The organism is Moraxella cuniculi (assembly GCF_900637105.1).
GTDB classification, from domain to species: domain Bacteria; phylum Pseudomonadota; class Gammaproteobacteria; order Pseudomonadales; family Moraxellaceae; genus Moraxella; species Moraxella cuniculi.
The window spans coordinates 1,245,952-1,270,123 of the sequence record NZ_LR134343.1 but is presented as its reverse complement, the minus strand read 5'-3'; the positions used below and the strand labels follow the sequence as shown (position 1 = coordinate 1,270,123).

The 24,172-nt window shown below is 43.8% G+C and carries 21 protein-coding genes and 1 tRNA gene; 10 read left to right on the top strand and 12 right to left on the bottom strand.

Annotated elements, in window-relative coordinates; all coding sequences use genetic code 11:
* The first annotated feature begins 6 nt into the window (after positions 1-6).
* Both EL162_RS05850 and cysG read left to right on the top strand, forming a co-directional pair.
* On the top strand, positions 7-387 hold the full coding sequence (locus tag EL162_RS05850; RefSeq protein ID WP_126330743.1) for a DUF934 domain-containing protein: 381 nt from the start codon (positions 7-9) through the stop codon (positions 385-387).
* Positions 388-423: 36 nt separating this feature from the next.
* The gene (cysG, locus tag EL162_RS05845) at positions 424-1,782 is read left to right on the top strand and encodes a siroheme synthase CysG (protein WP_126330741.1); all 1,359 of its coding nucleotides are present in this window, start codon (positions 424-426) and stop codon (positions 1,780-1,782) included.
* A gap of 339 nt (positions 1,783-2,121) precedes the next feature.
* On the opposite strand, the gene EL162_RS05840 is transcribed toward cysG, so the two are convergent.
* Positions 2,122-3,198, bottom strand: coding sequence for a DUF475 domain-containing protein (locus tag EL162_RS05840; protein ID WP_126330739.1), 1,077 nt, complete (start codon positions 3,196-3,198; stop codon positions 2,122-2,124).
* Positions 3,199-3,415: 217 nt separating this feature from the next.
* Between EL162_RS05840 and EL162_RS05835 the strand changes: the two genes are divergently transcribed.
* A tRNA-Leu gene (locus EL162_RS05835) sits at positions 3,416-3,500 on the top strand.
* Positions 3,501-3,583: 83 nt separating this feature from the next.
* Here EL162_RS05835 and EL162_RS05830 read toward each other — a convergent pair.
* The 6 genes from EL162_RS05830 to glnE form a co-directional block, all read right to left on the bottom strand.
* Positions 3,584-3,766, bottom strand: a complete 183-nt coding sequence (locus tag EL162_RS05830) for an oxidoreductase-like domain-containing protein (protein ID WP_076555358.1) — start codon at positions 3,764-3,766, stop codon at positions 3,584-3,586.
* 85 nt (positions 3,767-3,851) lie between these two features.
* Positions 3,852-4,784 carry a branched-chain amino acid transaminase gene (locus EL162_RS05825; protein WP_076555321.1) on the bottom strand — a complete coding sequence of 311 codons (933 nt, stop codon included), beginning with the start codon at positions 4,782-4,784 and terminating at the stop codon, positions 3,852-3,854.
* 167 nt (positions 4,785-4,951) lie between these two features.
* On the bottom strand, positions 4,952-5,659 hold the full coding sequence (locus EL162_RS05820) for a C39 family peptidase (RefSeq protein ID WP_126330737.1): 708 nt from the start codon (positions 5,657-5,659) through the stop codon (positions 4,952-4,954).
* Positions 5,659-6,588: a transporter gene (locus EL162_RS05815; protein ID WP_126330735.1), complete on the bottom strand. Its 930-nt coding sequence runs from the start codon at positions 6,586-6,588 to the stop codon at positions 5,659-5,661. Before EL162_RS05815 ends, EL162_RS05820 begins: the two co-directional genes overlap by 1 nt.
* A gap of 372 nt (positions 6,589-6,960) precedes the next feature.
* A complete protein-coding gene (locus EL162_RS05810; RefSeq protein ID WP_126330733.1) occupies positions 6,961-7,275 on the bottom strand; it encodes a hypothetical protein in 315 nt (104 codons plus the stop codon).
* An 812-nt stretch (positions 7,276-8,087) separates the two neighbouring features.
* Positions 8,088-10,910 (bottom strand): bifunctional [glutamate--ammonia ligase]-adenylyl-L-tyrosine phosphorylase/[glutamate--ammonia-ligase] adenylyltransferase, encoded by a 2,823-nt coding sequence (gene glnE / locus EL162_RS05805; protein WP_126330731.1) that lies wholly within the window; start codon positions 10,908-10,910, stop codon positions 8,088-8,090.
* Between the two features lie 161 nt (positions 10,911-11,071).
* On the opposite strand from glnE, the gene EL162_RS05800 reads away from it, so the two are divergent.
* From EL162_RS05800 to EL162_RS05785, 4 genes are read left to right on the top strand one after another with little or no spacing between them, the layout of a single operon-like run.
* Complete coding sequence (locus EL162_RS05800; protein ID WP_126330729.1) at positions 11,072-11,458, top strand: DsrE family protein; 387 nt, start codon at positions 11,072-11,074, stop codon at positions 11,456-11,458.
* A 22-nt stretch (positions 11,459-11,480) separates the two neighbouring features.
* Positions 11,481-11,786, top strand: coding sequence for a hypothetical protein (locus tag EL162_RS05795; protein ID WP_076555314.1), 306 nt, complete (start codon positions 11,481-11,483; stop codon positions 11,784-11,786).
* A gap of 10 nt (positions 11,787-11,796) precedes the next feature.
* A complete protein-coding gene (locus tag EL162_RS05790) occupies positions 11,797-12,129 on the top strand; it encodes a TusE/DsrC/DsvC family sulfur relay protein (protein ID WP_126330727.1) in 333 nt (110 codons plus the stop codon).
* A 21-nt stretch (positions 12,130-12,150) separates the two neighbouring features.
* Entirely contained in the window at positions 12,151-13,536 is a 1,386-nt protein-coding gene (locus tag EL162_RS05785) for a GTPase/DUF3482 domain-containing protein (protein WP_126330725.1), read from the top strand.
* A gap of 200 nt (positions 13,537-13,736) precedes the next feature.
* Here EL162_RS05785 and EL162_RS05780 read toward each other — a convergent pair whose 3' ends face one another.
* From EL162_RS05780 to EL162_RS05760, 5 genes are all read right to left on the bottom strand, one after another.
* Entirely contained in the window at positions 13,737-15,041 is a 1,305-nt protein-coding gene (locus EL162_RS05780) for an ABC1 kinase family protein (protein ID WP_126330723.1), read from the bottom strand.
* Between the two features lie 175 nt (positions 15,042-15,216).
* Positions 15,217-16,197, bottom strand: coding sequence for a mechanosensitive ion channel family protein (locus tag EL162_RS05775; protein WP_126331685.1), 981 nt, complete (start codon positions 16,195-16,197; stop codon positions 15,217-15,219).
* Between the two features lie 116 nt (positions 16,198-16,313).
* The gene (locus EL162_RS05770) at positions 16,314-17,168 is read right to left on the bottom strand and encodes an SDR family oxidoreductase (protein ID WP_126330721.1); all 855 of its coding nucleotides are present in this window, start codon (positions 17,166-17,168) and stop codon (positions 16,314-16,316) included.
* 76 nt (positions 17,169-17,244) lie between these two features.
* The gene (sohB, locus tag EL162_RS05765; RefSeq protein WP_126330719.1) at positions 17,245-18,216 is read right to left on the bottom strand and encodes a protease SohB; all 972 of its coding nucleotides are present in this window, start codon (positions 18,214-18,216) and stop codon (positions 17,245-17,247) included.
* A 151-nt stretch (positions 18,217-18,367) separates the two neighbouring features.
* Entirely contained in the window at positions 18,368-20,245 is a 1,878-nt protein-coding gene (locus EL162_RS05760; RefSeq protein WP_126330717.1) for a potassium/proton antiporter, read from the bottom strand.
* Positions 20,246-20,690: 445 nt separating this feature from the next.
* On the opposite strand from EL162_RS05760, the gene aspS reads away from it, so the two are divergent.
* From aspS to EL162_RS05745, 3 genes are read left to right on the top strand one after another with little or no spacing between them, the layout of a single operon-like run.
* The gene (gene aspS, locus EL162_RS05755; protein WP_126330715.1) at positions 20,691-22,487 is read left to right on the top strand and encodes an aspartate--tRNA ligase; all 1,797 of its coding nucleotides are present in this window, start codon (positions 20,691-20,693) and stop codon (positions 22,485-22,487) included.
* Positions 22,488-22,492: 5 nt separating this feature from the next.
* Complete coding sequence (locus EL162_RS05750; protein WP_126330713.1) at positions 22,493-23,434, top strand: lysophospholipid acyltransferase family protein; 942 nt, start codon at positions 22,493-22,495, stop codon at positions 23,432-23,434.
* On the top strand, positions 23,421-24,170 hold the full coding sequence (locus tag EL162_RS05745; RefSeq protein ID WP_126330711.1) for a glycosyltransferase: 750 nt from the start codon (positions 23,421-23,423) through the stop codon (positions 24,168-24,170). Before EL162_RS05750 ends, EL162_RS05745 begins: the two co-directional genes overlap by 14 nt.
* Positions 24,171-24,172: the final 2 nt, after the last annotated feature.

The following is a 24,172-nucleotide window of genomic DNA, read 5'->3' as shown; positions in this document are numbered from 1 at the left end:
ACTATCATGGATCTTATTAAAGTTTATGCCGATGCTCGCACCCAGACTGTCGATGATTATAACAGCGAACACGCCCTAACCGCCGATAATACGCTTGAGGATATTACGGCTGCCATCGGTGAGCAATCGGTGCTGGTTTTTCATGTCAGTAACTTTGCCGATGGGCGAGTATTTAGCCTAATTCGCCATGCCAGACATCAAAGTTTTGCTGGCGAGGTGATTGTTGCAGGGGATTTTGCACTTGATCAGGCGAATTATTTTGTCAAATCAGGTGCTGACGCTTTTATCATTCAAAAAGAGCAGTTGCCAATTTTAAGCAAGACTTTGCAAGATTTGGCAACGGGCTATGATGGCGAATCAGTCAGCAGATTGCCATTATTTAGTTAATACTCTGTTAAATTTTTTAAAATAATCAAGCCTTGTATGAATACTCTACCACTGTTTTTTAAGCTAAAAAATAAAACCGTCCTAATTATTGGCGGTGGTGATGTTGCCTATCGCAAGGCATTGCTTATAAATCAGGCAGATGCCAAACTCATCGTTATTGCCAAAAATTTTAATGAAGAGTTTTTAAATTTTTTAAACGAAAAACACCATCAAGCCATCAAAAAATCTTTTGATGATAATGACATCAGCCAGCACAATCCTGCCTTAGTCATCTGTGCCACCGATGATAATGCAGTCAATCAAGCTGTCCATGCCGCCGCCAAGGCTCATGGTGTCGCTATTAATGTTGTTGATACGCCCAAATTGTGCGATTTTATTTTCCCAGCCATCGTTGATAGAAATCCTGTGGTCATCGGCATTTCAAGCAATGGCACAGCACCTGTGCTGGCACGGCTGATTCGTGCCAAAATTGAAAGCACCCTACCAAGCTATCTAGGGAGGCTTGCCAAAAAAGCAGGTGATTTTCGTGAAGCCGTCAAAAACACCCTACCAACCATCACCGAGCGGCGTTATTTTTGGGAGTCAATTTTTCAGCGTGGCTTGAATGATGAACACATTGATAATCTGCCTGACGAGCTAAATCGCTTTATCAATCAAGGCAAAAAATCTGGCGAGGTTTATATTGTTGGTGCAGGTGCAGGCAACCCTGACCTACTCACGTTCAAGGCTCTACGCTTGATGCAGCAGGCAGACATTGTACTGTATGATGCACTGGTTAGCCCAGAGATTTTGGCACTGTGTCGCCGTGATAGCCAAAAAATCTTTGTCGGCAAAAAACGCAAAGACCATGCAAAAACCCAAGAAGAGATCAACAACCTGCTGATCACTTATGCCAAGCAGGGTCATCGCGTCTTGCGGCTAAAAGGTGGCGATCCGCTGATTTTTGGGCGAGGTGGCGAGGAAATGCTTGCCTGCCGTGATGCTGGCATTGACTGCCAAATTGTCAGTGGCATTACCGCAGCCTTGGCAGCTGGTAGCTATGCTGGCATTCCGCTTACCCATCGTGGCGTTGCAACTTCGGTGCGATTTTTGACAGGTTGCTACCAGTCCGATGCCAGTTTTGACGGGCTAAAAAGCACCTACCACCCTGACGAAACTTTGGTCTTTTATATGGGTCTGCACGCTCTTGAAAAAATCAGCGAAAGCCTAATTGCCTCAGGTCTGCCAAGCAGCACACCAGTCGCCATCGTCTGCCATGCCAGCCTGCCCACCCAAGAGGTTGTCATCGGCACATTGTCAGATATTGTCGCCAAAAAAGACGCAGCCAAACTAAACGCACCTGCCATCATCATTGTCGGTCAAGTGGTTCGTTTTGCAGCAGCCAGTCTGCACTGATGATGTTGCATTTCGGCGATATTTAAACGATTCAATATTATCATATCTTTTGATCATGCCAAATCATGCAAGATTGACGCCATCACTGACCAAAATGATTTGCTTGGCTACTTTGGCGAAATTTATGCCAAATTTTAAAAATAACAGTTTTCTGATGCCAACAATACCGCCAGCCAGTTACCAACCATCACATTTTTAGCCTGTTAATCTATATTTTTACAATCTGTCTTTATTGTAATTTTAATAAAAGCTGATTATTCATCAAAGCCAAATAAACAACCAGCAAACAAAAACCACACCAAGCTCATAGAGCCGAAGTGGTTTTGGGTGATGATTGAGCTACTTATTGGCGTGCCGTTTATTATAAGCAATAGAATTAAACACCGACCAAACAATCAAAGTAACGCCAATTAAGCCTGTGATAATCTCTGGCACCGACACCTTGACCGACAGCAGCATAATCACCGCCAATGCACCGATGGCATAATGTGCCCCATGTTCCAGATAGACAAATTCGCTAAGCGTGCCTTTTTCAACCAAATAAATCGTCATCGAACGCACAAACATCGCACCAATGGCAAGCCCCAGCATGATGATGATAACATCATTGGTGATGGCAAAAGCACCAATCACCCCATCAAAACTAAACGATGCGTCCAATACCTCAAGATACAAAAACCCTGCCACGCCGCCTTTTAGGATAACTGGCGACACACCTGCGGTATTGGTGATGACATTGCCCTTGGCATCATACACCACTTCGTCATCATGGCTCTCGCCTTCTAGCAAAGTCGACAAAACGCTCACGCCCAGATATACCAAAATCCCCCAAATGCCAGCGGTCAAAATCGCAGCCTGTTTTGTTTCTTCGACCAATCCAACTGCCACCATTAATACCGCCAACGCCACAAAAACACTCATGGCATCAACCTTGCTAAATCTAACTAAGCGAGATTCCAGCCAGCCAAACCAATGAATGTCCTTGTCACTAAACATGAACTTCAAAAACACGAGCAACAAAAACATACCGCCAAAAACGGAAATTTCCTCATGATGAGCGTTTAGATGTTCGGCATATTTACTTGGGTTGTTTAATGCCAAATCCACCACCTCAATCATGCCCAGATTTGCCGTTACTGCAACGATGACAATTGGGAAAACCAGTCGCATACCAAAGACTGCAATCAAAATCCCAACCGTCAAAAAGATTTTTTTCCAAAATTCATTCCAGCCTTTTAAAATAGAGGCATTGACCACCGCATTGTCAAATGACAACGACACCTCCATAATTGCCAAAATTGCCGTAATGCCCAACGCCATCAACATGGCAGATACACCGCCCTGACTATAGCCCCACCATGCCGCTATCACAAAGCACACGGCGGTAAAAATAATATCAAATAAAAAATGTCGCATATTTATTCCAAGAAAAACCCATCAACACCAAGCTGATGGGCATAAATCAACCGAAAATTCTGTCATTATACCCCTTTTGGCTTATTTGGGCAATTAATAATCTTGCCAAACCCCACTCTCCAAAGAATCAGCGAATGAAATTAAAAAAATAATAAAATTCATAAAAAAACACTTGCCAAATTCCAAAAATACGCTATAATAGCACCCACAAAACACTGGGGACGTGGCGAAATTGGTAGACGCACTGGATTTAGGTTCCAGCGCCGCGAGGTGTGAGAGTTCGAGTCTCTCCGTCCCCACCATATATTAACCTTGTCAGATGACAAGGTTTTTTTATATCGCTACAATCTCAAGCACATCAGATTTTTATACAAGCAATCAGCGATTAAGCATTCATATCACCTTCTGCCAAAAATTTATGCAGGCGTGCCTGCTGCTCGTCATAGGCTTGTTTTTGCTGACGATAAATTTCATACACACAAAATTCACCGCAGCCACTATCACAGCATTCAAACTCTGCTGGATAATCGGGCAGCTTGAGCAATGGCTCGCCAAATTTATCAGTCATCAGCACTTCCTTTGATACAGATTTATTGCCAAATGCACGCATGAAACAAAAGCGTTTAGTTGCCCAAACGCTTTTGCAAAATCAATTACTCATCAACAAAACTTAGCCAATGTTTGTATTTGTCGTTGCGACCTTGCACCACATCAAAATACAAACTTTGTAATTGTTCGGTCAGCTCACCACGACCACCCTTACCGATAATGCGGTCATCATATTCACGAATCGGTGTAACTTCGGCTGCGGTGCCAGTCATGAATATTTCATCTGCCAAATAAAACTCATCACGAGTAATGCGACGCTCAATCACCTTAATACCCAAATCCTGTGCAAACTCAATGATGGTGCGGCGAGTGATGCCGTCCAATGCCCCTCCTGCCAAATCAGGGGTGTGCAATTCACCATTTTTTACCAAAAATAGGTTCTCGCCAGAGCCTTGGCAGACATAGCCTTGTGGGTCCATCAAGATGGCTTCATCATAGCCATTGCGTGTTACTTCTTGATTGGCAAGGATAGACACAGGATAGTTGCTGGCAGCTTTGGCTTTGCACATGGTAACATTTGGGTGGTGATGGGTGTAGCTTGAGGTTTTGACACGAATGCCGTTTTTGATGCCCTCTTCGCCCAGATACGCTCCCCAATGCCACGCTGCTACCGCTGCATGAATGGTATTGTCTTTGGCAGCGATGCCCAGTTTTTCAGAACCAACCCAAATCAAAGGGCGAATATATGCCGACGCCAACCCATTTAGCCGAACAACATCTTTTTGGGCTTGTACCAGCTCATCAAAGCTGTAGCGAACATTAAGCTGAAAGATTTTTGCTGAATTTAGCAGGCGTTCGGTATGTTCTTGTAGGCGAAAAATTGCCGTGCGGCCATCGGGAGTTTGGTAAGCACGCACGCCCTCAAATACCGCCAAACCATAATGCAAACTGTGGGTCAGCACATGAACTTTGGCATCTGGTTGCTCAACCAATGCCCCATCAAGCCACATTTTGCCTTGTTGTGTTGCCATGCTCATAAGTTACTCCATAATTGATAACTAAAAATTGTGATATTGTTGATGATTATAACAGATGGCAATGAAATAATAAATAATTAAGTCAATCATTTGATTTTGTTCCAGCTTGGGCGTTGTTTGTGCATTAGCCCCATTTGGCAATCACTAAAGGTTTAACTCAATCAGCACTATTGCTTGATAAAGAAAAACGCTGCCAACTTGGCAGTGCATGTATTATAAAAAATTTCTAAAAAATAAGTGGTTTCTTTTAATAAAGATTGAGTTTGGGTAATGGTGGTAAAATTGACATTACTTAGTTGTTTTTGTTTGTCTGTTGTTGGCAGTATCAGCAGCACTTTGCCTTTGGTGTTGTTGTCTTTGCTGGTGTTATCAGCAGCAAGCCACATTTTTTCAAATTGTTTTTTGGTTAATATTCTATTGCCCATACTTGAATCCGCCAAATAAACATGAGTGCTGTCAATCGCTCGCACCACGCTAAAATGGTCGCTTCTTTTGTGATTAAGATAGACAATGGCAGGGATTTTGATTTGGGAAAGTGTCTCATAATCCATCAAAAGCCCACGCCCAACAAAGCCGTATTTTTCGCTAACCTGTGCCAAATCCAAAAAAGATGACATCATGTTATCCAATGCCATATCTTCCAAAATTTGAGCTTCTGTTGTCGGCTGATTATAAAAGTAAGTTAAAATGGTAGACAAAGAAGATGCCCCACAAGAATAGTCCAAGTCTTGTTTGGTGATGTTGGCATCTCGCCTGTCCTTAAAGGTGGTATGGCTTGAAAAAATTTGGGCGGAATAAGGACTGTTTATTGTACTGGCATAACCAACTTGCCCAAATGCAACAAAAGCCATGCCCAAAATTTGACAATATTTCATTATTTATTTGATTGGCGGTATTTTTCTGACAAAGGCGGTGGCAATGCCCCAAGTTTGGTTGTAATGCCCAGTGATAGCGTGCTATTATTACCACCTGAAATATTGGTGCGTACATTGGCGGTCAAATTACTTCTGGCTGATAAAGCATACGCCATGCCAAGATTTAACAAGGTCTGTGTTTGGTTGTGTGATATTTGCCCCATATCTTCAAAGTTATCGGCTTTTTTGTATTGTATGCCCACGCCACCAGTCAATGTGATATCAGGATTAACAGCGAAACCAACAACTCCATTTATCGCCAGCACATCGCCCAAATCAACCGCTGTGTTATGCAATGTTTTGCGATTGCCGTTGTATTGATAAGAGCCTGTCAAGCTTAATACAATCGGATCATTGATGGTATAAACCGTGCCACCCACCAGAACCGATGAGCCTGATTTTGATCGCAAACCTTGGGTGTTATCATAGGCAGAAATTTCGGCAAATAATAGGCTGTCGGGGAATTTTTTGTTATCCTTAAAGCTGTATTGCATGCCAAGATAAATGTCTTGCAAAAAACGATTGTTGCTCTGATTGGGCTTTTGGTCTATGGTATAACGCTCTGTGGTATGCACAAAATTGCCTCGCACCCCCACCTCCCAAGAATCACTGATGCCATAACGCAAACCTGCACCCACAATCAACATATCGGTATTGCTGTTATTTTCTGCCGCTGGTGCTGGCAAGATAATAACACGCCCATTACCCAAGTCCGCCATGCCATAAGTCTGCGGAGCCAGACTGGTTTGGCTTTGGTTATAATAACTAAGCGATGTATCTAATTTAAAACGGTTTTTGTCCGTTGTTAAATCCTCTACCGTAAGGGGCAGGTCGGCATGGGCAATTGTTGATACTGTCGCAAAGATAGGCATTAGGTATTTTAACTTCATCAGGCTTGCTCTTAAACTATTTTTTGACAATCAAAGGGAATAACAAACAATCTATTTGGTATGAAAATATCTTATAAATCAAGATAAGACATAAAAATCCTAAAGAAATAATGTATAATTTCAAATACAAGCTAATTAATAAGCAAATCAGCAATAATGCTGTCAAACCAATGGAAAAATAAGCAGCAGTCTGAAGTGACGTTTGACAAACAGGGCATCGTCCTGAAAAACCTATAACATCTATACACTTATCACGGCAGTGTGGGCATATTTTATAAATATATGGCATAAAGGTCTCATACAAAATTGATAGGAGACTATGCAAATATTTAAACCGTTTTTAACGGTTTAAATATTTGGTCAAGAAAATGATTATTTTTTTCCTTGGTTTTTGCCCCAAGAATAAGTACCATAAGCCAAACTTGCATTTCCAATATAGTGTTTAACCAGTTGATTGGCAACAAAGCGACCACCAACATTTAATGCAATTGCAACAGGAAACCAAGCTCCTTCCGTCTCTGCCATTTCCTGCTCAGTCATAGCGGTGGCTTGTAGGTTTTGGCTGTCATCAAAAGCAAAAGATAAATCAGTTTGTGGCGAAACTGTGTTATAATGGGTGGTCATTTCTGCAAAAGCAGGAGTGATGGCAAAGGTTGCACTTAGTGCAAGAATTGAAAGTTTTTTCATGGATTTTTCCTGATTTGAAGTTTATGAAAAGACTGTCAGTTCAACCAACAGCCACAACTGTATAAGGTGGTAGTAGGTCAGATAACTATCACTTTGTACAGTTGTACTTAATTATAATAAACAGTAATTAATAATCAAGTATTTTTGTAAATTTTTATAAAAAATAATTAATTTTATCCAACAATGGATTTTCTACCGTAAGGTATTTTGGCTTGCTCTTAAACTATTTTTTGACAATCAAAGGGAATGGCAAATAATGAATTTATAAAAGTCATTATTTGTCATGTTTCAAAATCAAGAATGAAATTGAGTTTAAGATATAGTAAAGTGATTTATTATACCTACTTGATATAATAATGTAGTTGGTGTTTTTATATACCAAGCTTTTTTAGTAGCAAATAAGACAAAAAACTGTTTGATAAAAATACAATCAAAGAAATTGTTAGGTTAAATGGGTTTGATAAGCATTCAAATTTATAAAACTTTATTATTTAAAATATTTACAATCACAAAATCCTATTAATATCATCTTATTGACGAGACAAAAAACCAACCATTTTATAAAAAATAATACTGACAAAAACTTATAAATTATTTTAGCAAAAATTCACTCTATCCAACAAAACAAATTTCAAACCACCCAACAAAGACATGATTGGTGATAAAATCAATACTTGGTTAGAAAAGCCATTTAACCAACCAAAAACCATAAAGAATATTGACATCTGGCAGCAGTAAGCAAATGAAACCCTCCAGCCTAAGACCGCCTGAAAAACACTAAAAATATAACAAGCCTAAGTTATAAAGACCGCTTACTGTGCCTCATCACCAAGCTGTTCAAGCCACATTGTACGCACAAACTGCCGCAGCTGCCCAAACTGATCATCACTCACCACAGCTGGCTGTTCGGACAATGCCATCTCATGCGTTTTTTTGCGTAATTGCAGATACGCATCGGTCAGCTGTTTACAATCTTCGCTTGCCAAGATGCCTGTCGTCTGAGCCGCCTCAAAGATACGCACATTATCCGACCATCTGGCAAGCTCGGCATAATCACGGGCATATCGCAGCACCAAGTATTGTGCCAAAAACTCAATATCCACCAATCCGCCAGAATCCTGCTTTAGGTGAAACTGGTGCTTGCCATCTGTATGATTGTCAGACTTAGAGCCTAGGTGCGTCTGCATTTTTTGCCGCATTTGTATAACATCAAGGCGAATTTGGGCAACATCTCGTCTCGTTGTCAGTACCTGCTTGCGAATGCGATCAAACTCCGCAAGCACACTGTCATCACCAACCAAGCCTCTGGCACGCACGAGAGCTTGATGCTCCCATGACCATGCTTTTTGGGTTTGGTACATTTCAAATGCCCAAGTTGAAATCACCGCCACGCCTGCATTACCAGATGGTCTTAGGCGAGTGTCAATTTCATAAGCACGACCATCGCGGGTCTGTGTGGCAAGATAGGTGATGATTTTTTGGATAAGTCGTGCGGCAAATTTCATGCCACTGATTGGTTTTTCGCCATCGGTTTCGCCCAGCTCATCAATGCGATGCAAAAATACCAAATCCAAATCTGACGCATAGCTCATCTCAAGCCCGCCCAGCTTGCCATAGCCAATGATGGCAAAACCGCAATTATCCACTGTGGCTCGCTCGCCGTTTTGTAGCAATGGCAATCCGTGCTTTTTGGACAGCTCATCATAAGCACGATACAACGCCGAATGCAGCACCACCTCGGCAATAAAAGTCAAGCTGTCCGAGACTTTCATAATGTGTCGCAAGCCCAAAATATCCGCCGTCGCCACCGCCAATACTTGGGTTTTTTTAAAAAAGCGAATGGCAGTTAGATAACTTTCATCATCAAACGGCTCAACACGCAGCAGGCTTTGTCGCAAAATATTCCCAAGCTCCGCCCTATCAGGCAGGTGCAGATACCGCTTTTGCAAAAAAGTATCAAGCAGCACAGGATAATGTGCCAGCTCACGGGCAATCCACGAACTTTGTCCCAGCATTGGAATCAATCGCATGGTTGCGTTGGGATTTTCGCTTAACATCACCAAATAAATCGAACGCCGACAAATCCCCTCAAGCAAATCAATCAATCGTGGCAATGCCTGCATCACCGCTGGCACGCCCTGCCTTTTGGCATGAAGCAAAACAGCGTGCAGGATAATCGGATATGCCTGATTTAGCCGCTCTTTGGATACCTCATCAAGTGTGGCAACCAACTTTGAGTTCATAAAATCTGCCAAAATCGCATTCGCCTCATCACCCAAAGTATCCTGAAGCGACTCATAAATCTGTGCAATATCTAGACTTTCTTGCTTGGGGGATTGCCTGTCTGTTACCATACGCCCAAACGGTCGGCTGACATTTTGCCGATGGGCATCAAGCACCGAACGAAATGCAGCCACCGACTCAAAACCCAAGCAAGTTGCAATCGCGGCAAGCTCATCAGCACCACTTGGCAACTGCTGGGTTTGTTGGTCGTGGCGTGCTTGGATAGCATGCTCTAAGCGACGCAAAAAACGATATGCCGCCGCCAGCTGCTCGCCCTCTTGCTCCTCAATATAGCCAAGCTCAATCAATTTTGTCAAGCAAGGCAGGCAGGCAGAATTCTCCGCAAGAGCAACATGATGCCCGCCATAAATCAAAGCAAATGCCTGCACAATGAACTCAATATCACGAATACCACCCACGCCCAGCTTGACATTGTCCAAATCCTGCCTTTGGGTCTGCTGATTGACAATCATCGCCTTCATTTCACGCAAAGCACTAAATGCACTATAATCTATATAATACCGATGGACAAAATTTTTGATAATCTGTTGTAAATTATACGAAAAATCTGCACCAATCTCATTGACCACCCTTGCTTTTAGCCATGCAAACCGCTCCCATGTCCGCCCATGTTGGTTAAAATACTTGGCAAGTGCTGTCGTGTGCAGCACCAGCGGCGAGCCATCTCCCCACGGTCTTAGCCGCATATCCACCCGAAATACAAAGCCATGCTCGGTATTTTCGCCAAGCAGTTTAATCACCCCTCGTCCAAGGTCTTTCATGAATTTGTGCGTGTCAATGCTCTTGGTACCATCGGTCTCACCATTGGCAATATGCACAAATACCAAATCAATATCGCTCGACAAATTCAGCTCGCCTGCCCCCAATTTGCCCATGGCGATAATGGCAAATTCATCAGCGATGGTTTTGTTTTTTTGTTTAATTTGTGGCGTGCCGTAGCGTTTTGTTAATTTATTATAAATAAAATCTTTCGAAAATTGAATGCAAGCATCGGCAAAATCTGACAGCTCCTGCATGAGTCTATCAAGCTCAATCAATGATAATGCGTCCTGCCAAATCCATTTGAGCATCAACAGCTGCCGAAGTTGCCGCAACCCTGCCATCACCATCGGCTCATCAATGCTGTCCAAATAATAAGTCGTCCCCAAGCCCACAAAACGACGCACCAAGGCGTCAAAGTCAGACCGCACAAGTGGCAGGGATAAATCATACTCAGCCAAAAATCTCTGGGCGACAGTTGTTTGCTTTTGATAAATTTGCCATGCAAAGGGGCTGGCAAGTTTTAGCCCATCAAGCTGTCTTTGATTTGGCACAAATGCACTCAACGCCATAAATCCTCGCAAAATCACCCAAAGTTAGATAATTGATATTATTTAAAAACAAGTCCAGATTTGCTAAACCAGCAATCATGACCCAAAGAAATTTTTAACAATGGGCTTATTTTACCCTATCTTTTGGGCTATAATAAGTCTTTATTTAAAAAAGTATCACCATGAGCCACAAGACCCTTTTGTTGATTACTTGCTCGCCGCACAGCAAGCAGGCAAATCTCGCCCTAACAGACGCCACCCAAAGACTTAAGCGTGGCGAGTGCGTTTTGGTATTTTTTTATGGTGATGGTGCTTATGTTGCCAATCGCTTGGCGTGGCAGACTGCCGATGTACCAAGCATTGCACAGGGCTGGATAGCTCTTGCCAAATCGCACACGCTAGCACTACCTGTATGTGTCAGCACCGCTTTGGCTCGTGGCATCACCGACAAAAATAATGCCACGCGTCATCAGCTCGATGGTGATAATTTACTTAGTCCATTTTATTTAACTGGGCTGTCTGAGCTTGTATTGATGATTGATGATGACACCACCGTGATTCAGTATTAAGTTAATTAGCCCACAGATAACCATGCAAAAATTTTTGATTCATATCAATACCGACAGTGAACTCATCGCCTATGAAGCCATCTCGTTGGGACTGACTTTGGCAACTTTTGACCATCTGGTGCAATTTGTGCTTGGTGAGCAATCATTGACCTTGCTAACTGATGCCACCACGCGGATTTATGGCATGATTCAGTCGCTTGAGCTGTATGACATAGCACCTGCCCTGCACCAGTTTGCTGATGATATTATCATTGATGAGCCAGTCCGCCAAGCACTTAAGTTTGGCACGGCAAATGCTCAAGATTATGATATATGCCTTAATTTTTAGTTTATTATTTATGAATAAATTACCCCACGATACCCCACGCCTTGACCATGATGGACATCTACAAAACCATCTGGACTGGACCCCTGCCATCGCTCAACAATTGGCAAACACGCTGGATTTGCAACTAAGCGATGAGCATTATCAAATTTTGCAGCAAGTACGCCACTTTTTTGAGACTTATCATCATAGCCCTGCCACGCGAGCTTTAATCAAGCATTTGACCGCAACCCTGCCTGAGTTGCAACTTAGCAACCAAAAGCTACAGCAGCTGTTTAACACAGGTTTGGTTGCTCGTCATGTCAATCGTATCGCAGGTCTGCCAAAACCCCCCAACTGCCTCTAGTACACATTTCTAGGTTAAGCCATGTCTGTTCATCACACAACCACCCAGCCAAGCAAAATTTGCGTCATCGGACACACCAATGTCGGCAAAACCTCGCTCATGCGAACCTTGTTGCGAGACAGTGATTTTGGCGAAGTAAAAAATAGCTCTGCCACCACACGCCATGTCAGTGCGGTGCAGATACTTGGCAACCACCAAGAGCCACTGGTTGTGCTGTATGACACGCCTGGGCTTGAGGATGCAGCAGGCGTGATGGATTTTTTGCAGCTGTATACCGATGGGCGAGCTGATGGCGTTGAACGACTGATGGCGTTTTTGGCAGCGGTGGATAATCAAGATGATAGGCTGCAAGCGGATTATAGCCAAGAAGCCAAAGTTATCAGAAGTTTATTATCCTCTGATGTTGCCCTATATGTCATCGATGCCAGAGAGCCTGTCTTGAGCAAATATAAAGATGAGCTGGCTATTTTGGCAAACTCTGGCGTGCCTATTTTGCCAGTATTTAACTTCACCAGTGCTGCCAATCAACCAAACGCATGGCGTGAAATGCTTGGCAGGCGAGCCTTGCATATCAGCAGTAGCTTTGATACTGTGGCGTTTGATTTTGACAACGAAATGGCACTATGGTCAAACCTTAGCCTGCTGCTACAGCATGATGTCAATATTACCACACTCAAACAACAGCGGCATGACAATTGGCAAGAATTGTTGGAGCAAGGCAGTTTGCTCATTGCGGATTTTTTGATTAATGTTGCTGCTTTTAGCAAAAAAATTGACGAACGCAGCGACCCAAAACCTGTGCTTAGTGCCATGCAAAATGCCGTACGACAAGCAGAACAAATTCTACAACAACAGCTGCTGGCATTGTACCGATTTTATCAAGATACGCTCAATGATGACAGCCCTGCCATCACAGGCGAGGTGCAGGATATTTTTGACAGTCAATTATTGGCTCAGTATGGCATACGCACCGCAGGTGGCAGTCTGGCAGGCATGATTATCGGTGCTGGCATTGATGTGGCGACGCTGGGGACAAGTCTTGGGCTGGGTACTGCCATTGGCGGCGTGCTTGGTGGTTTGTTGCCAAACAGCAATACCTTAAAAGACAAAGCCCTAGGCATTCAGACGCTCAATATCGATGATGCCACTTTGACCCTGCTGGCAGCTCGTAGCCAAAGCCTGCACTATGTACTTAGGCATCGCGGACACGCCAGCATAGATGCCATCGACAACAAGCAACATGCCCTGCCTTGGCAAAGTAACGCACTGCCTGCCAGCCTAAAAAAAGCCCGCACACAGCCAAATTACAGCAGTCTTCATGATAATTATCACGACAAAGCACCGCTGCGTCGTGATTTGGCAGACGATCTTGCCGAAGTGCTGCTGGATCATTATCAAAAATTATAAATATTATCCAATTAATAAAATCATCATACTTGCAAAAATTTGCCGCCTTATCAAGCACATCAGCCAGATGGTTAAGTTTTACCATCTGGTGTTTTTTTATTGAACAATATCAACATAGCGATTGACAGCAAATCAAGCCTTCATCGGTGCAGCAATCTCTTTGATTGTCCGTGTGGTTATTATAAGCTACTGCTGGCAGTTTAGTTAATCTTAATAAAATCCAGCCGCTCGCCCTCAAACAACTCCATATCAGGTGCCAAAGTCAGCATAAAGCGGTCAAAATACAACAACTGCTTAATCAGCAGAGCAAAATCTCGAGGGAAATGAATGCCATGCCGCTTGCCAATTTCCACCATCTCAAGCATCATGACATTTAGCCCCTCTTCGGCATGGGCGGCGTTTGTCGCTCCATGAATTTTGCCAAGCATTTTTTGCAAATCCATCGCCAATAGCTGCATATCCATCTGCTCAGGCTTCTTGGTCATGCCGATAGCCACCATCGCCTGTGCCATGCCATGATAATCATTCATCTGCAAGCTCTGCACAAGTGCAAAACACGCCTGCAGGCTCGCTGGCTCAATCTTACCCATCAAACCAAAGTCCAAAAAGGCGATGCGACCATCATCAAGTAACATCAAATTACCAGCGTGCAAATCAGCATGAAACTCGCCAGTCATCATCAGCGACAAAAACCAAGTATCCAGCACATCGCTCATGATTTGCTTGCTGTCTTTGCCCGCCGTACCGTCCCAAATCAAGCTGTCATCAATGAGTGATTTGCCAACCAACAAATCCATCACCAGCACTTTTTTGGTAGACAGCTGATGATGCACATTTGGGGCGATGACTTTTTGATTGCCTGTTTTGGCAAGATAATCCACAAACCTTTCAATGTGCCGAGCCTCTGCCAAAAAGTCGGTTTCGGCAATCATTCTGGTGCGTATCTCATCAACAATCGGAGCCAAAGACACTGCTTTTAGATTGGGAATTGCACGCTCCAATACCCAAAATACACTGTGCAACACGCCCAAATCTGTCTGCATGACCGCCTTGACATGAGGTTTTTGCACCTTAAGTGCCACCTGACGACCATCAGACAGCACCGCCCTATGCACTTGTGCAATAGAAGCCGATGCCAGAGGTTTTGGATCAATATATGCAAAAATATCGCCCAAGCCACGCCGCTCATCTGCCAGCTCGTCATCAAGCACTTGGCGAATTTTGTCAAATCCAACAGGCGTTGTCTGATCCAAACAGCCCTGAAACGCCAGCACATATTCTCGTGGAAAAATTGACGGCGTACTGGCAATAAACTGACCAAGTTTGATATAAGTTACGCCCAATTGCTCAAAGGCATCTTTTAGCAAATAAGCGTCCATCTTATCGCCTGCCGCCACTCGCAATGCCGACAAACCCGCCACGCTTGCGGTCTTTTGGATACGCCCAAGCACCTGCACGCCCTGTGTTAGGTGCTTTTTGGCAAAAGAAAATGGATTTTTTGGCATAATTAATTCACTTATTTTTGATACAGTGTTTATATTTTATTATCCTGCATGGCATTACTGCATGATGAATGATTAACAGGGAATTTTACTACAATGCAACAAATATTCTCATCATAACAAACGGGCATTTTAGCAACCCCTCACCACAAGCCAATTCACCAGGCAGCTTAGGCTGTCAAGCATCGTCTTTTTGTTGTTGTAGCAATTTGCTCAGTGTCTGCATATCAAACCCCTCAATCTGCACCGTACGGTTGGGAAATGGGATATTGATGCCATGTTCATCAAAGGCATACTTAACCTGCTCAAGCAAATCTGCTTGCACCGTCAGCCAATGCTCATTTTCCACCCAAACACGCAATGACAAATCCACCGAGCTGTCCGCCAGTGCAGTTACCAGCACCACAGGCTCTGGCGTTGCCAGCACATTGGGGTGATTTTTTGCCAAATCAAGCATGACCGCTCTGGCACTGCGAATGTCCGCATCATACCCAATGCCCACCTCAACATCAACACGGCGGGTCGGCAATGACGAAAAATTCACACTGGCAGTGGTCATGATGTCGCCATTTGGGATAATAATTTCATGATTATTGGCTGTGCGGATACGCGTATTCACCAGCGTAATCTCAAGCACGGTACCAGTCTTGCCGCCAATTTCTACCACATCGCCACGCCCAAAGGGACGAAAAATCACAATCAGCACACCAGCAGCCAGATTTGATAACTGGTCTTTTAGCGAGACACCAATCGCCACACCTGCCGCACCCAAAATCGCAACAAATGAGTTGGTATTAACGCCAAGTTTATTTAACGCCGCCAAAATAACCGCAACCAGCATCACACCATAGAGCAAATTGCCCAAAAAATTGGCAGCGGTATTATCCAGACGACTGCGAGCCATTACCAGCTTGGCAAGCCGAACCAATCGCTTACCCACCCATTTGCCCACAAAGAAAATCAATAATGCCAAAGCCAATCTGCCTGACATATCAATGGCCATTTGGGTTAATGTAGTAATATCAATCGGCACACCCAAAAAATCCAAGGTGTTGTTTGCACCAGATTCAATGGTGTCTTTGGTGATTTTGGCAGCGTCTGCCGCCACTTCTTTGGCAACCTCAGCAGCTTGTTTGGCTTCGGTGGCAGCCTCCATCATCACCTCAGTGCTTTTTTGTGTTGGGTTTTGGCTGTTACTCAATTTGGCAATCTCCTTTTTGACAATCGCTCAAAATCGCAAAGGCTTGCAACAACAAGCCTTTTGATAACAAAACATCAGATAAATTTGGTGATTAGCTTTAGCGGTAGATACTTCATACCCAGCCCAATCGGCAACCATGGCCATGCAGGCACATAAGCCTCATCAACACCCGCCTCAATTGCCTTGATAATCACATCAGCCCCTTCGTCCTCCTCCACCTCAAAAGGTAAGTATTTGGCACCGATATTTAAATCAGTACGCACATAACCTGGATAGATGGTTGATACGGTAATCGGCAATTTTTCTTTGATCATATCAGCACGAATGCCTTCGGCAAGCCTTGCCAAACCAGCCTTGGCGGCAGCATAGGTTGTCAGATGTCGCGGCAAGCCACGCACCGCCGACATACTGGAGATGACCACCAGCTGACCGCTGTTTTGGTTGCGAAAAATCTGCATCGCTGCCTCGCACTGAGCAATCGCTGCGATAAAATTGGTCTCGGCGGTTGCACGGTTGATATTAAATCTGCCATGCCCAATCACTCGGCTATCGCCAACACCTGCATTGACAATGATTTTATCAAGCCTGCCCGCCTTGGCGACAAATTTGTCAAATACCGTAAAAATTTGCTCATAATCCATGACATCCAGATGCTCAATATGCACCGTAATGCCAAATTCGTGCTCAAGCTCTGTTTTTAATGCCTCAAGTCGCTCCACTCGCCTTGCACAGATTGCCAAATCATAGCCCAAAAATGCAAATTTGCGTGCCATCATCGCACCCAAGCCACTGCTGGCACCTGTGATTAGTACCGTCTTGCCTGCACCAATGCCACGAATGTCGTTCAAGTCCTTGATTTTACTAAAGCGATTGGCAACAACACGACCAAATTTATCAGCTTTATTAAATAGTTCTTCTAATTTTTTCATCAAAATATCCAAAATTATCAAAATCCATATTGTAACGCAAATTGGTAAAAATTCCCAGTAACTTGACAGTCATGCTCTAAAACTTGGCACGATTAAACTTGTGTAGCCACTGCCCAATCGCCCCAGATGCTGCATCAGCCACCTGTGCCACGCTTGTTGAGACTTGATCGGCAAGACCTAGTTTTTCGGCCAAAGTTGGCTTGGTGCGTGAGTGCAGTGCATAGACCTGCTGTGTGTCAAGTTTATCAAGCAAATAAGCGTCCGATGTGCCAATCTCATCAACCAAACCAAGCGTTTTGGCATCACTACCAAACCAAATCTCACCTGTGGCGATTTTTTCTACATCAAGCGATGGGCGATGTTTTTTGACAAAATCCTTAAACAATTGATGAATGCGTTCCAAATCCTCTTGGTGCTTGGCACGATCTTCGTCGGTATTTTCGCCAAACATCGTTACCGTTCGCTTGTACTCGCCTGCGGTGAATTGCTCAAATTGCACATCGTGCTTTTTTAAGAATTCATGAAAATTCGGCAACTGACTCACCACGCCCACCGAGCCGATGATGGCAAAATCGCTGGCGATAATTTTGTCGGCAGTACACGCCATCATATAGCCACCGCTGGCTGCCACTTCATCAACACAAATCGTCAGATTCAGACCCGCTTGCTTAATCCGTGCCAATTGTGCTGCAGCTAAACCATAGGAATGAACCTGACCGCCGCCACTTTTTAAGCGTAATACCACCTCATCACCCTTGGCTGCTGCACTGATGATGGTGCTGATTTCTTCACGCAATTGTGCAACCGCACTGGCTTTGATATCGCCGTCAAAATCAAGCACATATACAGCTTGTTCCTGCTCATTATTATCAATGTTTTCTTGATTTTGTTTTTGATTTTTCTTAATTTTTTGGCATAATTTTGCCAACATTTGACACGACAAATCGCTGTCTTTTTTGGCATTTTCAAGCTGCTTGATGGCATCTTGTTGAGATTTGTTTAGGTGAATGATTTGCAGCTCAACGAGTTTTTTGGGGAAATGTAACATAACTATCCTTTAATAAATTTAACTTTAAAATTTATTCATGTTTAAAGAACAAATAAAACATAACCACAGGCTTAAATCAGGGCAGATGCTGTTTGTTTAAAGCAATATACAAAAAATATTACAAAAAACCGACAAATCGCCAATCTTGCAATCAATCAGTGGATTTTGTCGTGGGATTTTTGCTCTTATTTTTTAGACCAACGCCACGCAACCTGCCTTTATTATCAACATCACGCACAATCAGCGACCAAGTATCATTAAGATGCACCTCGTCGCCCTTGACTGGCTCGGTTTTAAAATGCTCCATCATATATTCTTCAACCGTTTGGTTTTTGGCGGCGGTTAATTTGGCAACCAAATATTCGTCCACCCCTGTCAAACTACTAACATCAGGTGGCACGGTAAATACATCAAAAGCACTGGCAACAGGTCGTGCCAAACGCCGCTGCTGAGCGGTTGCCAGTGAGCGAGTCGCCAGATTATAAAATGGCAAATCAGCAATGCGAGCGTGTGGCGACAACAACCAATCGCCATAAAACTCGCTGTTTTTTTGGTATTGCGTTGCTGAATTATTGAAAATTTTTGCCACACTGCCAGCAATATCAGTACGCAAGGCATACCACACCACATCGCCCATTTTTAAGATGGTATCCTCATTGACGGTCAATAATTTTCCCTGCCTAACCACAGCAAACATCGACATCTCATCAGCCTGAAACTTGCTAGAAATACTCTGCGGATGGCGACCGATGGCAAATGCTCCTTGTTTGACCTCAAATTCATACAAAGTGATATTTGCCTGATCACCCACCCAAATCTCATGCCAAGCCTTTGGTTCGTTATTGGTCGGCACCCACACGCGAAACAGCCTTGACATCATCGGAATGCTCGCACCTTGCACCAGCAAAGACAAAATCACCACTCCAAAGGTGATATTAAACGCCAAATCCGCCCCTGCAACCTGCATAGTAACAGGGATAATCGCCAAAGTAATCGGCACAGCACCACGCAGACCAACCCACGAAATAAAGCCAATTTCGCGAAATCCAAAGCGAAATGGCAACAGCGAACTAACAACGGCAAAGGGTCTTGCGACAAATAACAAAAAAATAAAAATCAATAACGAATAATGCCAAACCTCAAATATGCTCGATGGTTGTACAAGTAGTCCCAGCACCACAAAAAGTACCGCTTGGGACAGCCATGCAAAACTATCCATCACTCGCAGCACATGCTCGGTCGCACGCACTTTGGTATTGCCAATCACCACGCCTGCCAAATACACCGCCAAAAACCCCGAACCGCCAAGCAAGTTTGTCAAACCAAATACCACCATGCCTGCCGACAGGATTAAGATGGCATACATACCATCTGCCAGATGCACCTTTGGCAGCAACCGAGACAACGCCCAACCAGCAAGCAACCCCGACACCAAACCGATCACAATCTGACTGATAAGCATCAGGATAATATCAACCACCCCCTGACTGCTTGGGTCAAGATTTAGAGCAATCATCGCAGTAACCAACAAAATCGCCAAAGGGTCGTTCGCCCCTGATTCGATCTCAAGCGTTGCCTGCACACGGTCGTTGAGCTTTACGCCGCCATTTCTTAATAAACTAAAAACCGCCGCCGCATCGGTACTGCCAACAATGGCAGCCATCAATACCCCCAGCCGCCAATCAACGCCCAAAAGCCAAGTGGCGAATAAACCCAGCACAGCAACCGTTGCCAACACCCCCCAGCTTGCCAAAGTGATTGCAGGTCTTAGCCCGACACGGAACGAGTTAAATGAAGTCCGCAAACCACCATCAAGCAAAATGCACGCCAATGCTGCCTGTCCGATGAAATTTGCCAAATTATATTCTGCAAACTCAATGCCCAAAACCCCTTCTTCGCCAGCCAGCATGCCCACGCCCAAAAAAAACAACAACAAAGGCACACCCAAGCGAGCCGACAGCGTAGTCGTCATAATACTGATAAAAATCAGCAATGAGGCGATAACATACAAAAGATTTAAGGTATCCATGAAAACATCATTCCAGCTTTTTTGGCAAATTGTGCAAAAACAAAATCAGCGTTACTAATTTATTAGTTTTATTTATAAATATTTTAACAAAAACACTTATAAATCATACAGATAAATATTGTTAATGCTACCACAGCCAACGCCATTGTGCCACAACAAATCACCAAAAATTAATATTTTTAATCAAGTATTGGCAAAATGAACAAATATTAAGCAATGTGGTTAATTGTCAAGCAGCCTAAGTGGCTGATATTTTTCATGGTTTTTATTTTTTGCATACAGTCTTCATTAATTGTCATGAATTTTTTTGCCAACACTTGCACGAAAATCAATAAACAGGCATAATGTAGCAATTGAAATATTTATTGCTTATAAAAACTCACTTGCAGGTTGCTTGTGTGGCTTTTGTTATTTCACATAATTAATAATTTAAGGTAAACTGTATATGCGTAGCATTTATTGCGGTCTTGTAACCGAAGAGCTGATTGACCAAACCATCACTGTTGTTGGGTGGGTGCATCGTCGTCGTGATCACGGCGGGGTGATTTTTTTGGATATGCGTGATCGTGAAGGCTTGTTGCAGGTCGTTATTGACCCTGATACGCCAGAGGCCTTTGCAACCGCCGATGCTGCTCGCTCTGAATATGTGCTACAAATCACTGGTCGTGTCCGTGCACGCTATCAAGGCACCGAAAACAAAAACATGAAAAGCGGCAATGTTGAACTGCTTGCCAAAGAAATCCAAACCCTTGCCAAGGCAGAAACACCGCCATTTCCACTAAATGATGACACCATTACCGTATCTGAAGAGCTACGCCTAAAATACCGCTTCTTGGATATGCGTCGCCCAGAAATGCAAGAGCGTATGATGTTCCGTGCCAAAGCCACTTCGGTGATTCGCCGTTATTTGGACGAGCAAGGGTTTTTGGATGTTGAGACGCCAATCTTGACCCGTGCCACGCCAGAGGGTGCTCGTGATTATCTGGTGCCAAGCCGTGTATCTAACGGTGAGTTTTATGCCCTACCACAATCACCACAGCTATTTAAACAACTGCTAATGGTTGCAGGTTTTGATCGTTATTATCAAATTGCCAAATGCTTCCGTGATGAGGATTTGCGTGCTGACCGTCAGCCTGAGTTTACCCAAGTGGATATCGAAACCTCATTTTTGGACGATGAAGAGATTATGAACATCTCCGAAGGGCTTGCCAAAGAACTCTTTAAAACCATGCTGGGTGTAGAATTTGACACTTTCCCACGCATGACTTATGCTGATGCAATGCGTGATTATGCCTCTGATAAGCCCGATTTGCGTATCCCACTTAAGCTGATTGATGTCGCCGATATCATGCAGTCAGTGGAATTTAAGGTATTCTCAGGCCCTGCCAACGATCCAAAAGGTCGTGTTGTTGCTCTGCGCATTCCAAATGGTGCTGACATCAGCCGTAAGCAAATTGATGACTATACCAAATTTGTCGGCATCTATGGTGCCAAAGGTTTGGCATACATTAAGGTCAATGACATCAGCAATATCAACAATGGCGTTGATAAAGAATCAGGGCTGCAATCACCCATCATCAAAAACATGACCGATGAGGTATTGGTTGAGCTGATTCGCCGCACCAATGCCCAAAATGGCGATTTGATATTCTTCGGTGCTGACAAAGCCAAAGTTGTCAATGATGCCATGGGAGCGTTGCGTGTCAAAATTGGCTTGGATCTAAACCTACTTACCTGCCAATGGGCACCGCTATGGGTGGTTGATTTCCCAATGTTTGAAGAAACCGATGATGGCAAATGGACTTCTGTACACCACCCATTTACCCGTCCAAAAGGCACGGTTGAAGAAATGAAAAACAGCCCAGAAACCGCCCTATCCATCGCTTATGACATGGTGCTAAACGGCACAGAAATTGGTGGTGGCAGTCTGCGTATCAACACACTTGAGATGCAAACGGCAGTTTTTGAGGCTCTGGGCATTGGCGAAGAAGAAGCCAACGAAAAATTCAGTTTCTTGCTTAACGCCCTAAAATATGGTGCACCACCACATGGTGGCTTGGCACTGGGTCTTGACCGCTTGATTATGCTCATGGTTGGTGCAAGCTCTATCCGTGATGTCATCGCTTTCCCAAAAACCAAGACTGCCGAATGCCCTTTGACAGACGCACCTGCCGAAGTCGACGCCAAGCAATTGCGTGAACTGGGTCTGCGTGTTCGTGAAAAAAGCAAAGACAGCAACTGATTATCATGAATAATCCCTATCAGCTATTTAGCCATCTGCCATTATCCCTACTGCGGATAATGGCTCGTATGGTTGCTTGGTTGATATTGCTCATGCCCTCACTAAGCATCAATCGCTCAGTGCATCGCAATCTGCAACTTGCCTATCCAGAATTAAATGCACAAGAACGGCGACAACTACACCGACAAACTGTGCTTAACCAATGCCTAACCAGCGTTGAATCGGTCAAATCATGGGCAATGCCACCTGATTGGTCAATTAAGCAAATTCATACAATTCACAATCAAGATATTCTAACCAATGCCCTTGCCAATCCCAATGGTATGCTTGCCATTGTGCCACATCTTGGCACATGGGAGATGATGAACGCATGGCTCAATCAATTCGGCTCGCCAACCATCATGTACAAGCCCATCAAAGGCAAAATTAGCAATGATTTTGTACTACAAGGTCGGCAACGACTCAACGCCACGCTTGTGCCTACTGATGCCACAGGGGTAAAGGCAATTTTTAAGAGCTTAAAATCTGGTGGATTTAGCATCATTTTGCCAGACCATGTACCAGACCCTTCAGGGGGTGTGGTGGTACCATTTTTTAATATCCCCACCCTCTCTAGCACACTTACTCCAAAACTTGCCAATAAGACAGCTTGTGCATTGGTAGGGCTTGCTTGCATTCGCCGAGATGACAATCAAGGCTTTGATATTTTTTGTTATCAATTGGACGACGCTAATCTGTATCACCCAGATGCCACCATTGCCACCTCTGCACTAAACCTAACAATGCAAGCCATGATAAATGAGCATAAAGCACATTATATGTGGGGTTATCGCAGATTTAAATATGTGCCAAATATTAATAATATCTATCAACTAAGTGATGATGAACTACAAAAAATAGCCAAACATTATCACAGCACACAGGATATTTCCCATGAGTCAAGATAACCGCTATGTCATCTGCATGAAATGGGGTAGCAAATACCCTGCCGAGTATGTCAATCGCCTGTATAACATGGTCAAACGCCATCTAACGCTTGATTTTCAGATGGTTTGCCTGACCGACGACACCACAGGCATCAACCCAGATATCAAGTGCTATCCTATCCCTGAGCTTAACCTGCCTGCCAATCTACCCGAGCGTGGCTGGAAAAAACTCACCACCTTTAAGCCTGAGTTATACGATCTAAAAGGCACGGCATTGTTTTTGGACATTGATATTGTTATTGTAGATAATATTGATTGTTTTTTTACTTATAATGCCAAGCATGAGGACAGCGTGGTGATTATCCGTGATTGGAAAAAACCATGGCGTATGGTTGGTAACAGCTCAGTATATCGCTTTAAAATTGGTCAAAATACCTATCCAGAATTATTAACATATTTTGAACAAAATTTTGAAAAAATACGCCAAGAAGTTCGCCATGAGCAGGCATTTTTGTCCAATTATCTCAGAGAGCATCACCATCTGGAGTATTGGGACAGTTCGTGGTGTGTCAGCTTTAAATATCACTGCTTGCAAAAAATTCCATTGGCATATTTTATCCCGCCAAAAAAACCCAGCGGTGCAAAAATCATTGTTTTTCATGGTGAGATTAATCCGCCCGATGCCATCACAGGCGGTGGTGGTAAGTGGTATCGTCATGTACTCCCAAGTGAATGGATTAAAGCTGCTTGGCAGTAACC